Origin of the sequence: Persicobacter psychrovividus, from assembly GCF_036492425.1 — a bacterium.
Taxonomy (GTDB): Bacteria; Bacteroidota; Bacteroidia; order Cytophagales; family Cyclobacteriaceae; genus Persicobacter; species Persicobacter psychrovividus.
Window position 1 is genome coordinate 397,781 of sequence record NZ_AP025293.1, and the last position, 15,678, is coordinate 413,458.

The 15,678-nt window shown below is 41.7% G+C and carries 15 protein-coding genes; 8 read left to right on the top strand and 7 right to left on the bottom strand.

Features of this window, described 5'->3' with window-relative positions; translation table 11 throughout:
* Nucleotides 1-37: 37 nt before the first annotated feature.
* From AABK40_RS15200 to AABK40_RS15210, 3 genes are all read right to left on the bottom strand, one after another.
* Complete coding sequence (locus AABK40_RS15200; protein WP_338398517.1) at nt 38-1,081, bottom strand: UDP-glucose--hexose-1-phosphate uridylyltransferase; 1,044 nt, start codon at nt 1,079-1,081, stop codon at nt 38-40.
* A gap of 284 nt (nt 1,082-1,365) precedes the next feature.
* Nucleotides 1,366-2,526 carry a galactokinase gene (gene galK / locus AABK40_RS15205; protein WP_338398518.1) on the bottom strand — a complete coding sequence of 387 codons (1,161 nt, stop codon included), beginning with the start codon at nt 2,524-2,526 and terminating at the stop codon, nt 1,366-1,368.
* 337 nt (nt 2,527-2,863) lie between these two features.
* Nucleotides 2,864-3,181 carry a hypothetical protein gene (locus AABK40_RS15210; protein ID WP_338398519.1) on the bottom strand — a complete coding sequence of 106 codons (318 nt, stop codon included), beginning with the start codon at nt 3,179-3,181 and terminating at the stop codon, nt 2,864-2,866.
* On the opposite strand from AABK40_RS15210, the gene AABK40_RS15215 reads away from it, so the two are divergent.
* Entirely contained in the window at nt 3,180-3,881 is a 702-nt protein-coding gene (locus tag AABK40_RS15215) for a hypothetical protein (protein ID WP_338398520.1), read from the top strand. The genes AABK40_RS15210 and AABK40_RS15215 overlap by 2 nt on opposite strands.
* A 229-nt stretch (nt 3,882-4,110) precedes the next feature.
* Here the strand turns inward: AABK40_RS15215 and AABK40_RS15220 are convergent, their stop codons facing one another.
* From AABK40_RS15220 to AABK40_RS15235, 4 genes are all read right to left on the bottom strand, one after another.
* Complete coding sequence (locus AABK40_RS15220; protein ID WP_338398521.1) at nt 4,111-4,458, bottom strand: translation initiation factor; 348 nt, start codon at nt 4,456-4,458, stop codon at nt 4,111-4,113.
* 46 nt (nt 4,459-4,504) lie between these two features.
* Entirely contained in the window at nt 4,505-5,044 is a 540-nt protein-coding gene (locus tag AABK40_RS15225) for a hypothetical protein (protein ID WP_338398522.1), read from the bottom strand.
* A gap of 404 nt (nt 5,045-5,448) precedes the next feature.
* The gene (locus tag AABK40_RS15230; protein WP_332921957.1) at nt 5,449-5,739 is read right to left on the bottom strand and encodes a hypothetical protein; all 291 of its coding nucleotides are present in this window, start codon (nt 5,737-5,739) and stop codon (nt 5,449-5,451) included.
* A 117-nt stretch (nt 5,740-5,856) separates the two neighbouring features.
* On the bottom strand, nt 5,857-6,138 hold the full coding sequence (locus AABK40_RS15235; RefSeq protein ID WP_332921956.1) for a TM2 domain-containing protein: 282 nt from the start codon (nt 6,136-6,138) through the stop codon (nt 5,857-5,859).
* Between the two features lie 329 nt (nt 6,139-6,467).
* Here AABK40_RS15235 and AABK40_RS15240 point away from each other — a divergent pair, with 329 nt between their 5' ends.
* From AABK40_RS15240 to AABK40_RS15270, 7 genes are all read left to right on the top strand, one after another.
* Nucleotides 6,468-8,771 carry a GH92 family glycosyl hydrolase gene (locus AABK40_RS15240; protein ID WP_338398523.1) on the top strand — a complete coding sequence of 768 codons (2,304 nt, stop codon included), beginning with the start codon at nt 6,468-6,470 and terminating at the stop codon, nt 8,769-8,771.
* Nucleotides 8,772-9,503: 732 nt separating this feature from the next.
* Complete coding sequence (locus tag AABK40_RS15245; RefSeq protein ID WP_338398524.1) at nt 9,504-9,713, top strand: hypothetical protein; 210 nt, start codon at nt 9,504-9,506, stop codon at nt 9,711-9,713.
* A 310-nt stretch (nt 9,714-10,023) separates the two neighbouring features.
* On the top strand, nt 10,024-13,110 hold the full coding sequence (locus AABK40_RS15250; protein ID WP_338398525.1) for a DNA primase: 3,087 nt from the start codon (nt 10,024-10,026) through the stop codon (nt 13,108-13,110).
* Nucleotides 13,111-13,301: 191 nt separating this feature from the next.
* Nucleotides 13,302-13,766: a hypothetical protein gene (locus tag AABK40_RS15255; RefSeq protein WP_338398526.1), complete on the top strand. Its 465-nt coding sequence runs from the start codon at nt 13,302-13,304 to the stop codon at nt 13,764-13,766.
* 24 nt (nt 13,767-13,790) lie between these two features.
* Nucleotides 13,791-14,129, top strand: a complete 339-nt coding sequence (locus AABK40_RS15260) for a hypothetical protein (RefSeq protein WP_338398527.1) — start codon at nt 13,791-13,793, stop codon at nt 14,127-14,129.
* Nucleotides 14,129-14,776 (top strand): ParA family protein, encoded by a 648-nt coding sequence (locus tag AABK40_RS15265; protein ID WP_338398528.1) that lies wholly within the window; start codon nt 14,129-14,131, stop codon nt 14,774-14,776. The genes AABK40_RS15260 and AABK40_RS15265 overlap by 1 nt, the downstream gene beginning before the upstream one ends.
* Entirely contained in the window at nt 14,773-15,594 is an 822-nt protein-coding gene (locus tag AABK40_RS15270; RefSeq protein ID WP_338398529.1) for a ParB/RepB/Spo0J family partition protein, read from the top strand. The genes AABK40_RS15265 and AABK40_RS15270 overlap by 4 nt, the downstream gene beginning before the upstream one ends.
* Nucleotides 15,595-15,678 lie beyond the last annotated feature (84 nt).

Sequence of the window (15,678 nt, forward strand, 5' to 3'; positions counted from 1 at the left end):
TTAAACAAAACACAAATTATAAATTTGATTTGGTGAATTAACCTTTGTAATGTTTTTCAGACAACTCGCGCAATCTTGCCGCTGCACCTTCAGCAGTAATATCACGCTGTGCATTGGCGAGCAATTCGTAGCCTACCATAAATTTCTTCACGGTGGCAGAACGCAACAATGGCGGAAGGAAAGACATATGCAATTGCCATTCAGGGTGTGCCTGTCCGTCGGTTGGCGCCTGGTGGATTCCCGCAGAATATGGGAATGAACACTGGAAAAGGTTGTCATAACGGACGGTCATGCGCTTGTAAGCATCGGCAAAAGCAAGGCGTTCTTCCTCGGTCATTTCGGAGATGTTACTCATTGCACGCTTTGGAAGGATCATCGCTTCGAATGGCCAAACTGCCCAAAATGGAATCAGGGCTACAAAATGGTCGTTCTCAAAGATGATGCGCTCCTGTTCCTTTTGCTCGATTTTCAGGTAATCCATCAAAAGGGAAGTTCCTTTATCGGCATAATGAGCCGACTGCGCTTTTTGCTTTTTCATTGGAATATCAGGAATGCTCTCCTGTGCCCAAACCTGCCCGTGTGGGTGAGGGTTTGAACAGCCCATTACGGCACCTTTGTTTTCAAAGATTTGCACATGGTTAATGAAATCTTTGCTGCCCAGCTCGGCATATTCTTTCGCCCAGAGGTCAACTACTTTTTTGATGTCTGCTGTCGGCATTTCTGGAACGGTAAGGTCGTGTCGTGGACTGAAGACGATCACTTTACAAAGACCTCTTTCTGATTCCGCTTTCAGCAGGCCGTCTTTTTCAAAACTTCCCGTAGGGATATCTTCAAGCAGGGAGGCGAAATCATTTTTGAATGACCACACATCCTGATAATCAGGGTTCACTTCGCCATTGGCACGTGTATTTCTTGCACACAGGTAGCAAGACTCGTCGTGTTCTGGGCGTTTCTCTTCTTCAATTTTCTCTACCTGCCCCTGCCATGGGCGTTTTGCACGGTGAGGAGAAACCTGAATCCATTCTCCAATAAGTGGATTATATCTGCGATGTGGATGATCTTCAAAACTGAACTTAGCCATCTTGATTAAATTTACAAACGTTAGGGAAATTCTTGAAAAGCATGGGTGAGGCAAGGACTGCGCTAAAATATACCCATGAAATCTAAAGGGAAAATAGTATGGTGGTGAAAAAAGGAGGGGTAAATATTCACCCCCTCCACCAACCAACTAATCTTTTTGTTATTAATGAGCTGATGTGTCGCTGCGGTGTACGATCAACCAGCAGTGCGCTCATCAGTAATTTCAGCTGAAAGCCAGCAGCCAGAGCATATCTCCAGCCAGTCTTACAGTAAATATTATGGTGGTTATGCTTCCACCTCAGCCTCTGTGCGTGCACCGTCACCAGTAACAACCACATAGGCTTCCATATCTTTATTCAATTCCTTTTTATAAGCAGCGGTTAAGTCTGCGATAAAGCCGTCAACAGCATCTGCCGCCACCAGGTTAATGGTACAGCCACCAAATCCGCCGCCCATCATACGTGCACCAAGTACATCTTCACGCTCACGTGTTTGATCGACAAGGAAGTCCAGTTCAGGACAAGACACTTCATATAATTTCGACAGACCATCATGCGATCCGTAAATTTCTTTACCAAGACCCGCCAAATCTCCTGCAGCCATGCAGTCGCAAGCGCGCATCAGGCGGTCATTTTCTTCCACCACATACAAACAACGATCGTAAACCTTTGCTTCCATCTCTGCCTGGCAAGATTTTACCATCTCAGGCGTACAATCGCGCAAATTCGTGATCTCTGGGTATTTGGTTTTCAGAATTTCCACCCCAGCTTCACATTGCTCGCGGCGAGTGTTATATTCAGAAGAGGCCAATGAATGTGTTACTTTGGTATTACACAATACCAGCTTGTAACCTTCCATTTTCAAAGGCACCAATTCCATTTCTTTAGAGCGACAATCCAGACGGATAACGTGGTTGGCTTTACCGAAAGTAGAAGCAAACTGATCCATGATTCCACACTTCACCCCAACAAAATTATGCTCTGATGCCTGACCCGCCAAAGCGATGTCCTTCTGTGAAAGTCCTGCATTGAACAAGGTGTTCAAACCTGTACCCAAAGCACACTCCAAAGCGGCAGAAGAAGACATCCCCGCACCCATTGGCACATCACTTGAGAATACCAAATCGTAACCTTTCAGGCTTGCGCCTTTTTTGCTGAGCTCTACAGTAACCCCGATGATAAAGTTGATCCATCCTTCGCGAGGAGCATCCAATGTCAATGGAAATTCTTCCGTTTCATTCAAATCCAAAGCATGTGCACGCACCACTTCCAACCCATTAGGCGCTAAAGCAAAAACCATCTCTTTATCAACAGCTGCAGGCAAAACAAAGCCATCGTTATAATCGGTATGCTCACCAATAATATTTACTCGGCCAGGAGCACGTGCAATCATTGGCTCATTACTAAACAACTCAATAAATTTTGATCTTACTTTTGAAGCATCCATGATATAATTAATTTAATTGGATTGAAAAAATACAAATGAATCAGACACATATTATTAATATGCGAATTGTAACGGCTTATTGATTGCCGTTTTTGATAAATCAAAGGTATTGCAGCCCTCAGGATTAAACAATACAGTAAATATCAGAATTAATGGACTATCTTATTTTTTCTTAAATTCTAATATGAAAATGCTCTTTTAAGCATATAATTCATCATTTATGAAATCAAAGAACCAATGGATATGTCTAAGTTTGTAAAAGAGGCGAACAAAATTGTATGATTGGTTGATCACTTCCCGTGTCAAGCAAAAAAAATGATGGTAAATTCGCTTTCATTTAACTTATTAAACAACTACACCTACTGATGATCAGCAGGTTAAAAAAATAATTTATAACCGAACCACTTTGAGGGACACATTCATTTGTGTCCTTTTTATTTGTCCCCACCAAAGTATTAGAGAACAACAGCCAATATTTGATACCGGGAATCAGCCCGATTTTCGATAAAACACCAAAGGCAACCGCAAAAACATACTGCACTGAAGCGAGTACCTGCACCGGAGATCTCCGCATAAATATCCCCATAGCTTGCGGCTGATACTGATTTTTAGCAATTATATGGCTATATTTATCCTTTATAACATCAATCGCCATGAATCACCTTTCTTATATTTTAGTCGCCCTACTGTTCTTTTGTTCCGCATGTTTATCCGTGGACGAAACACAAGGGCCCAACATCATTTATCACATTAATTTCGATGATAATTTTGACAAGTGGAACGTTTTCACCTCTAACCACCATATCAACGACAGTCAGGAACTACAAATGTCGTGGGAGAAAGCGGAAACAAATGACGGAGGAGCATTTAAGCTCCGTCAGACCCTGCCAAAAGGAACGCATGTGCATTTCATTTATCCCCTCAGCAAGTGGGAAAATGCTTTGAAAATTGATGCCAACAGGCAGTTTTTCATCACTACCAACCTCAAGATGGAGAACAATATTCAAACTTTGGGTTCGGCAACAAAAGGACAGGTGTCGATCTACTGGAGTGTATCCCAGGATCAGATGCGACCTGAGCTGGTGAAAGATACCGTAAAAACCAACCCGACATACCTTCCCCTGAACAATTCCCCAGTATTGCAGCCAATGGGCCCACTACTTTTTCAGGCCGATGTCGACAGTCCTGCAACTACACAGGAATTTAATTCGATTCACCGCCATTTGGTTCATTTCCCTGAAACCACTGATCAGCCCGTTTATGTGGGGCTGCACATGATTATTGAAGCCGACAGCGTGCAGGTTTCCAATATTTTCCATCAGCTGAACCTTTCGCTTTCACCGATGAACAGATAATTGACCCACAAAAAAAGAGGCCCTCTCTATTGCTGAGAAAGCCTCTTTTTTAATCATAAATGCAAAATGCTGCGGAATCAAGTTTGTGCTACTGCAATAATCTTGAAGAGCATGTTTAAAGCTGAAAATTTAGAGTATTGTAGCAGTGATAAATAATTCAACATCAATTACAATAACCCGAACTTGCAGTAGTAATATACGTTTTTAAACACGCTCAAATTTCTACGGATTATCCGCCGCTTTTTTTCGCCTTGTAGCCTGCCTTTACCAGCAATTCAAGGACCTTATCGCGGAAATCTCCCTGGATCATAATTTCACCATTTTTGGCTGCACCACCCACACCACATTTGGTTTTGATGGTTTTGCCCAAATCTTTGAGGTCATCTTCTGAACCGATAAAACCCGTAATCAGGGTAACTTTCTTTCCTGCGCGCTGCTTTTTATCAAGCATCACTTTGAGGTTTTGCTGCTGCGGTGGCAGGGTATCCTGAGTACCGTTCTGCTCCTCCTCATATTCGTAATCCGGATCCGTAGAGTAAACCACCCCACTGAAATCCTTCCATTTCTTTTTGGCCATGCTGCTCCTGTTTTTTTATAAAGGTAAGCATTCCCGAGGAAAATTGTTAGAAGCCGAAAACCAAATCAAAGGTCATGGCAAAATCAGGCTGATGCATGGTCATGTCGTAAGCTGGGCTGAGCGTCACACCTGTGCTCCAGTGTTCATCAATATTATAGGCAATACCACTTTGAATCAGCAGCGCCTTTTCCCAGTGAGTATGGTGACCAACAGGCTGAGTGGCCACTGGTTTATGCGCACCTAAAGTTGGGTCAGTATCTTCCTCATGATCGAAACCAAAATTCATCCCTGCGCCGAAGAATGTCCCCCAATGCGAATGGTGAAAAGGGATTTCGTGCACCAACACAGAGGCAAAATGGTGCCCCGACTGGTCGGCTGTAAGTTGGATTTTATTCTCTCGGAAAAAATAAACTGCCCCGGTAAATTCTACATGCGCCTCATCTGTTAAGGAGACCTCCAGTTCAAAATGTTTTTGTTCGTGCTGATGGTGCGACGGGCTGATGTTGTCAGGGCCAGATTCTCCAAAGGCAATGTTGAGATTAGTCAGAATCGTCAACAGTAAGATAAAAAGTAGTTTGAGATTCATATGTAATGAAGTCGAAAATAGGTTTAAACAATAATAGATATTGCTTAAAATTACATTAGCGACAATTAAAATGCAATATGACTTTTATCAGAAAATCAGACAAAAATTACACAAAACACTCATAAACAATACCATAACCAACCCTTAATTTTTACAGAAAAATAGTTCGAATTAAATTCATTTATAAAAAGCCTCGCGGCAAAAATAATAATCATCCTCAATAAAATAAAAAACGAATCAACCAACCACCACATTATAAGAACCAAAATACATATACCCGGCATGGTTTTTTAACACTTTTAGAGCAACTTCCCGGCTCCCAAAAGTCACCAAACACAATATCAGTAATAAAAATAGCTATTGACATTTACTAAAAACTCTTGCGATATAAATAAATTTCTACATTACTGATTTCTGGGCTTGAAAAACCTAACATAAAACCAGGTCAGGGTAAAGGTAGGCAGTACGTCGGTCATTGGTAAAAGCTCCTCCCAAAAGCTGAGCTGTGCGAGTTGCTTATCGCCGTACATTTTATAATGGATATAGCCTGCCGCAGGTGCCCACAAAATATCCGCAAACTCCCCAAGTCCGGGGTACAAATAACTCAGCATCCCCACGCCATCAAAAATAACACTCCATACCAATTGGGATAAACTGCCTTGTTCAAATACGGTCTGTTTGCTGGTGGTTTTCATAAAGCGAATCTTCTTTACTGATTGATCGGGAGCAATCCCCCTTGAATATAAAAAGCAAGCCCTGTCAGGAGCTTGCTCTAAGATAAATAAAAAAGGGAGTGTTTTTGTTTTTTTAACCTAATAGGTGCAGGCCTGGTGGAGCTGCAATTCTTTCTCTATCTCTTCCAATTCAAGGCACTCAATATTGGCATAAATCATTTTATTGTGACGCTCCACCAACTGAGGGATTCGGAATAAATCTATGAGCGCCCAAAGTCCAAAACCTCCAAGGGTAAGCCAATACAACCACTGTTTTTTCCAATTGGAAAGGTAAGCATAATGGCAGCCGAGCAACACCCAACAAAGGTAAGCTGCTGCTTTACGTTTTACTTGGCTTTCTAAAATGATGCGGGTATCCATGATTTTCTTTGATTGTTTATACTAAGCTAAACATTATTCGAGTGATTAGAAAAAATCCATGTAATTATATGACGTAATTATTTTGTTATCAGGAAGATAAAACACTTCAACACCCCAAAAATCATTCCCCGCCAACAAGTAACAAAACCTGAATAAGGGGTAAATTATGCCAAAAACCGCCATGTAACCACTGATTTTTGAAAATGTAACCCAAGTGTAGAGCAAAAAGTACAGGCATTTGTCGCTGTTGCTGTTGATATTTGATCAGTAAGGTTTGGGCAAAGGCATGCCATCCCTTGCACTTTTTTCGAACTATCATCTTTTGAAATATGTTGAAACACTTATTTTTTTCTGTGGCGGTACTGCTCGCATGGAGCAGCTCATTAATGGCGCAATCCTATGCGGATTATGTCAATCCCTTCATTGGGACTTCAAACTATGGAGCCACCTACCCTGGGGCAATTGCCCCTCGCCCAATGGCTACCGTTTCGCCGTTCAACGCAGCAGGAAAGCAAAACAAATTTGATAAAGACAGCCAGTGGAATTCTATGGCTTACTGGCATGAAAATACTTTCCTTACAGGCTTCAGCCATGTTAACCTGAGTGGTGTAGGCTGCCCCGATCTTGGGGTAATTTTAACGATGCCCACCACAGGAAAACCCAGCCCCGACTGGAAGTCTTACGGGTCTACCTATTCCCAGGAGCAGGCTTCTGCCGGATACTATGCCGTGCATCTCGACAAATATAATGTGGAGGTCGAAGCCACCGCATCCAGAAGGGTCGGCATAAGCAAATATCATTTCCCTGCAGGAGAATCAAATGTATTATTGAACCTCGGCCTTGGGCTCACCAACGAGCAGGGCGCCATGCTGAAAGTGGTTTCTGACCACGAAATTGAGGGCATGGTGACGGTTGGATCTTTCTGCTACAATAATCCCAAAGCCGTTTACCCTGTTTATTTTGTAATGGAGCTTTCGAAGCCTGCCGACGATTTTGGCATTTGGAAAGAGGCACGCCCAAATGAAGGGGTTGAAGCGCAATGGATGAAAGGCTATAACGGGCAATTAAGAATGATTGATAATTATCGAAATCATGTTGTCGGCGATTCTATTGGTGCCTATATGCATTACTCCAATGCCCATCCCATGACCGTCGAAGTGAAAGTGGCCGTATCTTATGTGAGCATCGCGAATGCCCGTGAAAACCTTCGTGCAGAAACTGCTGGAAAAGATTTCGATCAGGTACTGGCTGCCACCAAGCAGGACTGGAACGACGCCCTTGGAGTGGTGGAAGTGAAGGGAGGAAGTGAAGATGATAAAACCATGTTCTACACCGCACTGTACCATACGCTAATTCACCCCAATATCCAATCCGACGTTAACGGTGACTACAATCTTGCAGGTCATCAGGGGTTTGGCAACTCGCAGGAACATGAGCGCTATTCTGTATTTTCGCTCTGGGACACCTACCGAAGCCTCCATCCTTTAATGTCCCTACTCTACCCACATCAGCAATCGCAAATGGTAAAAACCATGCTTGATATTTATGATGAAAGTGGCTGGTTGCCCAAATGGGAACTCAACTCAACAGAAACCTATACGATGGTCGGTGACCCTGCCATGGCGGTCATTGGAGATACCTACCTCAGAGGGATTCATGACTTCGATACAAAAAAAGCGATGGAAGCCATGAAAAAACACTTCTCGACCATCGAAGACAACCCTGTTCGCCCCGGCAACAAAGCCTATCAGCAACTGGGATATATTCCTGTGGAGTCGGAAAAAAGTGATTTGTTTGACGGCGGAGATGAGCAGGAAGCAAGAGTTTGGGGGAGTGTGTCCACTTCCCTCGAATACAATATTGCAGATTATGCTTTTGGTCAATTTGCCAAAGCCATTGGAGAGGAGGAATGGAGCAAAAAAGCCCTCGCTTATACAGCCTCATTCAAAGATTTCTATGATCCCTCGACGAAAGTTTTACGCCCTAAAATGGCGAATGGTGAGTTTATGTCACCTTTCAATCCTAAAGATGGAGAGAATTTCACACACGCTATCGGCTATGTGGAAGGTTCCGCCTACCACTATGCCTTTATGGTTCCGCATGCAATTCCTGAGCTTATCGCAACGATGGGTGGAGAAAAACAATACCTCCAAGCCCTTGACCAGTTATTTGCTGAAGGGCATTACGAGCCAGATAATGAACCCGATATGGCGTACCCTTTCCTCTACAATTATGTGAAAGGTCAGGAATGGAAAACACAACGACAGGTACGCAAGATGATCAATGAATCGTTCTCCAACACCCCAGCCGGACTGCCAGGAAACGACGATACTGGTACCATGTCGTCCCTGCTCGCATTCTCGATGATGGGTATTTACCCAGAGTCTGCCGGAAGCACCAAATACCTGATCACCACACCGCGATTTGAAGAAGTAGTTATCCACCTCGACAAAGATTATTACCATGGCGACAAAATTGTCATTAAAGCACCCAAAGCCACCGATCGCCCCTATATTAAAAGCCTGACCGTGAACGGAAAAAAACAATCTTCGCTTTTTATAGATCACCAAACCCTGACCGAAGGTGCTGAAATAAACTTTAAACTGTCAAAGACCCCACAGCCCGCCCTATAAAATCAACACAACTCACTGACTTTTAAATTATTGGCACAAACATTGAACAACTACCAATAGGTTAATATAAAAGAGAATTTCACTAAGAAGTTGAGTTGAGTTTGTTATTTAAAAAATCCCCACGCCTCAAAAGCGTGGGGATTTTTGCTTTTAGTCAGCCCCTTCACAAGCCACCGACCATAAAAAATCAAAGAAAAGGTAATCCAAAAATAAAAAATCGTCCAAATTATAATTTATGGCACAGACTTTGCAAATAACTAATCAGGTTGATGTTGGGTAGAAAGGGAGCTCAACCGCTCGGTTCAGCTCCCTTCTTTTTACACCTTTGACATCCCGTTTAGATTAGTATAATCATAGTGGTTCATAAGGTTATAGTTTGGTATAGTTAAAAAGCTCGGAGTGGTTCCCGGGCTTTTGTTTTTTGTTGATTATCAGTTATTTACCAACAAAAAAACCACCCCCTTTTACCTGAGACTCAGGATCAAAACAAGCCTTCATTTTTGATCTAAAAATGAAAATAATCATATTTACACATCTATTTTAGACTATTCACAGCATCCCCTCCCCTATGCACGATAATTTCGTAAATATAACAGTGTGAATATTTTGTTTGAGATCATAACAACATGTCTGAGCCCCTACTTCGGGATTTTTTTATTCGCTCAAAATTTCAATTATTGTGGTATAAAATGAGATTTATAACACCAAATAATTCATTATTTATACCCACAAATGAAAAATCATATAGGTAAGATAATTCGAGAAAAATGGGGATGTGAACCCATTCTGACGAATGAAAAATTGAAAGAGCTGGGGATTACCAAACAGCGCTTTACAAGGATTCTAAAGAACGAAGGACGCCCTCTGAAGCCTGAGGAGCTGATTAATATAGCAAAATGGTTGGAGGTGAAAGTCGAAGCACTGATTGATCAACACTCCTAAAAAATAAAAAAAGCTAACGCACAGAATACGTTAGCCTTGGAGGGGACAATAAACAAGTTCGCAGCGGCAACTGCAAACTTACAAAAATCCAATTTTTACGTTCATTGACCTTCTCTGAGGAAAACGCTTTTCTATGCTACTGCGAGTTAAACAATTTCATAATTAGAATCATCAAATTTCCCTCGTTAAATTTGTATTTAAATATAACTATTTGAATACGGATTCATACAGGGAGTGATGTTGATTTTTACCACCCGCAAAATATTCTCTTAAAAAGTCAATGTTTGCATGGTATATTCATGTGATAAAAATGAATAAATTCATCTCCCCAGACTGTATTCAGCAAATTAAGACCGTTGCAGCAACGCACGAGGTTATTCAAGATTTCATCCCTCTAAAGAGCAAAGGCGCACATTATGAGGCATGTTGTCCATTCCACAAAGAAAAGACACCCAGTTTCAAAATTCACCCAAAGCGGAATAGTTATAAATGTTTTGGCTGCGGGGCATCAGGTGATGCTATTGAGTTTTTGCGCAAACACCAAAAACTTGATTTCACGGAAGCCATTGAATATTTAGGCAACAAATACGGCCTGAGTATTGAATATGAACAATTAAGCGCAGCACAAGAAAGAGAGATCCGTGAAATCAGAGATCGCAAATCAGCTATCGGGAAGGTACTCTCAGCCACAATAGAAGAAGCAAGTTTAAACGATTTACCTCCAGAATTTTTAGGTCGAAAATATACTGAAAGTGCTCTCAAGGCGGCAAAAATTGGTTTCTTGATCTCACCTCCCTCCGCTCAAATTGACAAATTAAACTTAAAAGGCACAGACCTCCTTAATCCCGCTGGCAAATTCCGATTTGCTAACCGAATTTGTTTCCCAATTTTTGACTTAACTGGCTCAGTGATCGCTATTAGCGGTAGAGCGATTGGGCAACAAAAACCTAAATACCTGCACTCTGGTGCTCAAGTATGGGATAAAAAGAATGCACTATACGGCATCCATGTCGCCCACCAGTTTATTGGAAAACAGAAAGGTAAAGAAGACACCCTCTATTTGTGCGAAGGACCTACTGATGTGCTTCGTATGTGGAGCCAAGGCCTTTGGAACACATGTGCGTTATTAGGTACTCACCTACATGAGGGTCAAATTTCTTTAATCAAGAAACTAACCGAAAACATTTGTTATATAGCTGATAACGATGGTGAAACTGGCCGAAAGGCAATTGATAAAATCGCTCGAAAAGCAATAGGCAAAGGGTTAAATGTATCGGTACTCGTACCCGAATATGGAGATCCAGACGAATATCTCGCTACCCTTACCCAGGATGAAGCACTGGGCTTTATTCAGACAAAACAGCCCTATATAGAAGACTACCTTCTAACACCCTTACTGCTTGAGATCAAAGAAAAAGGCCCAATATTCGAAGCTGAACAGGTTGAGCAACTTGGCGCGTTAATATTGTCGATTCCCGACGATACAAAACGAATGGCTTATTATGAATTAGTGTCAAGCCGATGGAAATTATTCCGCAATCAAATTAAGCTCCCCAAAAACGTCAAGCTCCCTGTAAATCATCATAGTCTTTCCGAAGAAAACCTCCAATCCTACATGAAAGATGATTTCTATGTAGAAAATGGCTACATCATGACATTAACCAATCAGGGCGTAAAACGGGTAGCCAATTTCACCTTTAAAGTAAAGTATTTCCTTGAGCATGAAAGTGAACAAAACAGAATTCTGTTACAAATAAAAACCTGCGAACATCGAAATTTTCTATTGATGGCCTTAGCAACGGACCTATCAACACTTAACTCTTTTAAAAAACTAATTTCCAATAGATTAGGTGTTATTTGGCTTGGGACTAATGCCACTGAATCTATATTCCAGGCCTATAAAGCCAAGGCCATGAAGGAAGCAAAAACAGCTTACCAACTGGAAACCATAGGCCGAAATGCTCAAAGGGATTTTTGGGTTTGGGGAAATGGGATCACTAAGGCAGGACGCTTTTATCCGTGCCAAAACAATGGAATAATTGAATTGGAAGCAGAGCAGTTTTATTTTCCGTGGGCAATTCAAGCCAATAGCTATGTGGAAGATGTTCAAGTATCTGGTTATCGGTCCGCAATGGTTTATCGCTATGCTGAACAGTGCCCAATTTCTTTGGAATACTTCTTTGAGCTTTTCTTTGCGGTCCATCAACGAAAAGCGCCCTTCCTCATCCTGTTTTACCTGGCTTCATTGTTTTGGCGAGATATTTATCAGATGTATCAATATTTCCCATTGCTATTTCTTTATGGAGTAGCCGGATCGGGGAAGTCTAATGGAGCGAGGAGCCTACAGTATATGTTCGGTGGAATTCCTCAAGCAGACGGCATAAACATACCCTCGGGTGGAACCACAAAAGGCATACAACGCTTAATGGCATCAGTATCGAATATCCCCACCTATTTGAGCGAATATAACCAGAATCTACCAAAGCAAACCATTGAGTTTCTTAAATCATTGGCTGATGGAGCAAGTGATGCACGGGGGAAATTCACCAACGATAACCAAACGGTTTCATCACAAGCAAAAAGTAGCACGATCATTACCGGTAATGATTTGCCGACCAACAACCTGCCGCTAATGTCCCGCTGTCTGATCTTAACTTACAATAAGTCAGAAGCTAAACAATGGAATGATGAAAAATTCGAAGAGCTAAATGAGCTGTTACAAACCAAAAGTATGAGCCACTTGACCAATCAACTACTGTCCTTACAGCCTACCGTTACCGCTAATTACAAGAAAGTCCGGGCTTCTGTTAAGGAGAAAATCCGTCTTTCTGCTCAAAACAAGGGCGTTAAGCTTGAAGCCCGTGATTATAATAATATCACCCCTTTCTTAACCATATTCGAATTGGCTAAAATCAGCTACCCCATTCTTACAAAATATATTGATGAGGAAGGCATTTACGAGCAGTACCTTGAGGTATTCAGCCATAATAATGAGCTTTATAAAGAACAGGATTTGGTCATTGATTTTCTACTAACCATCAGAAACAGTACAGATTTTAAACAAGGCATACATTATGATTTCACAAACCAGGATAACGGCCACCTATATTTTTACTTTAAACTAAGGGAAACTTACAAAGACATTTATCAAAAGGAAAGTTACCGGACGGGTGAGCCGACGAAATCTCAGCATAATATTAAGGAGGCCATTTTAGAGCATCCATCTTTTCACAGCTACGAGCCCAAGAATCTACGCTATGATAAGCTAAGGAAGCGTTCATCTGGCTTTCTGCTCGATTATGTGAAGTTATATTATGAATATGATATTATCATTCCTGATGGTGATAATCGGATAGAAGAAATAAATCAAATTCCTATTACTCACATGCGCGCGTAAAAGTCACCTATTTCCTCAACACCTAAATTCACCCCTCAATACCACCCTATTTATTATTATAATACAATTAAAGTTATAATTATGTAATTATATAGTGAGGGAAACATGAGGAAAAAGTAGCTAAAACTGAGGAAACGAGTGAGGAAATGAGGAAACACAAAATTAACCAACCCAATAAACCACCTACTAAAATGGATTATTACAAAAGAGCCGCAGTCGTGAAGGTCGAAGGTATCTTCACTGACTTCATTGATGTCCCACATGACAAAGTAACTTATCATCCGCTATTCAATTTACTGATGGAAAATCAGGTGCCACCGGAATCAGTGGTTCAGGTACAGCTGGTCGAGGACCTACACGTCGATCAGCAGGAAAATGAGGAACCAAATTATAGCTTTGAAAGTGAATACCCAATCATTAAATACCGGTATCGTTACCACCTTCATGCGAATGGTGAGATCAATGGTGATTTGATGTTGGTTGATGATTACGATATGATTATTCTGAACAGGTACACCGGGGAAATATCCCACAAGATCTCACCGAAGGCAATTATGGGATTTATTAATGAGCAAATGAATCTTGGAAAAACAATGACAGGCAAAGTCCTTGGTTTTGGACTCAACTCAAATTCGAACTTTGATATAAAAGATTAACCCTAACCTCAAACCAACCCAAATATGCAGTATTTAGAATTTGCCATTATCATGTTCATTAATAACAAACTGGAGGGGGGTTATCCCGCCCCTGAATCCGATGTGGTTATGCCGTATATTTTAAGTTTGGCGAAAAACTACAACAACTTTTGTCATGGCGATATAATCAGGTTCGATTTGGTTGAGCACCTGACCGTTGATCACGATGATAATTGTAATTATGATTTCGTGGAAAGTGTGGACTTTATCATATTCATCGGAAGGAAAAAAGGCATGGTTCTACCATTCAATTTGGACAATATCAAATTAGACGACCTGTATCAAAACATTAACAACATTTCAGCACCAAAAGAAGACATATAATGATTATCACATTCGCAAATAACAAAGGAGGCGTCGGTAAGACCTCCATTTTGGCCATGACCGCCGCCGCTATGTTCTACCTCCAAAACCGCAAGGTCGCTATACTGGACACCGATCCGCAACAAAGCATATCGGTCCTCTCGAAATTCAGCAGCCGCAAGCATCCGGAGGTTTTCACAATTAACCGCAAGACGAGTAATGATGAGTTGATTGACTTGATCTTGGATTTGAAAAGCCGTTTTGATGATGTGTTGGTCGATACTTCCGGCTATGCCGAATCGGAGGTGAACCGTATCGTTTTGTCGCTGACCGACATTACGATCGTGCCGACGATCTGCACCACTCTTGACTTTGCTGCCACTGCCGATTTCATTCAATCCCTGAATTATGTTCACAATTTGCGCAAGCAATACGGCGAAACGCCGATGCAGATTTTTGTGTTGGCGAACAAAGTTCGAGGGCGAGTCAAGCACGAAGCACTGGTCAAAAATTTCGATGCTCAATTCTTAGGTGAAGGCATCAAACAGCATGTGAAGTTTGAAGAGGTGAGCTTAGACCGCATAGCCATTGACATGATAAAGTCCGGTTTTCAATCCTACATAGAGGACCTTAACCAAGTGATCGAACCAAAAGCAGTAGCCCTATGAATTTTCTCGAACAAGTCAAACAAGGTACCGGAAGCGTTTTTGCCCACCACGAGCAAGACCAAAATCCTTATGTAATTTATCATTCCACGCAGGACATCAGCGTTCATCCTGACTTCGAAGCCTACATTCAGAAGCCAACGCCGGAGGAACAACAACGCCTCAAAGAAAGCATTCAAGCCGAAGGCGTGCGTGATCCGCTGGTGGTTTGGCTACATGAAGGCGAAAAAATCCTACTCGACGGACACAACCGATTGGGCATTATTAAAGCTCTCGATTTGGATCGGTTCCCCACGGTGGAGAAACATTTTAGCAATGTTGATGAGGCAAAAGAATGGATGCTTATCAATCAGTTAGGTCGCCGAAATTTGAACAGCAAACAGATGAAATATTATCGGGGATTGTTGTATAATCGGATGAAGAATGAGAACGGAGGTATCAGACGAGGGGCAAATTTCAGTGGGAAAAATTTACCCACTGAAAAAAGAGTGTCTGAATATATAGCCCAAGAGCACGGAGTTTCAGAGAAAACGGTAAGGAATGATGCTTTGTACCAAATCGGACTGGATAAATTAGAAGCCCAGGAAGCCGGTGCAAAGGAGGCTATTCTGTTAGGCTTCCGGAAGCTATCTGATGCAAAAGTGATTGCCTTTGCCAAAGATCAACCACTTAGCGCTCCCCAAAAGAAGGAATCAAAGTCCGTTTCCAAATTGCCTACCCAAAGTGATATTGAGAAAGCCATTGAATTACTAATGTTGGCGAAGCAAGAGCAGTATATCACCCAACCGCAGCTTCAAAGACTTGCGCAGATTATTGAATAATAGTGGATAGAAAGATAGGGCTTTATACCCCTTTTTACCCTATATTTAGTGTGGTTACTTTTTTGAAACGGATTGAAAAGTAGT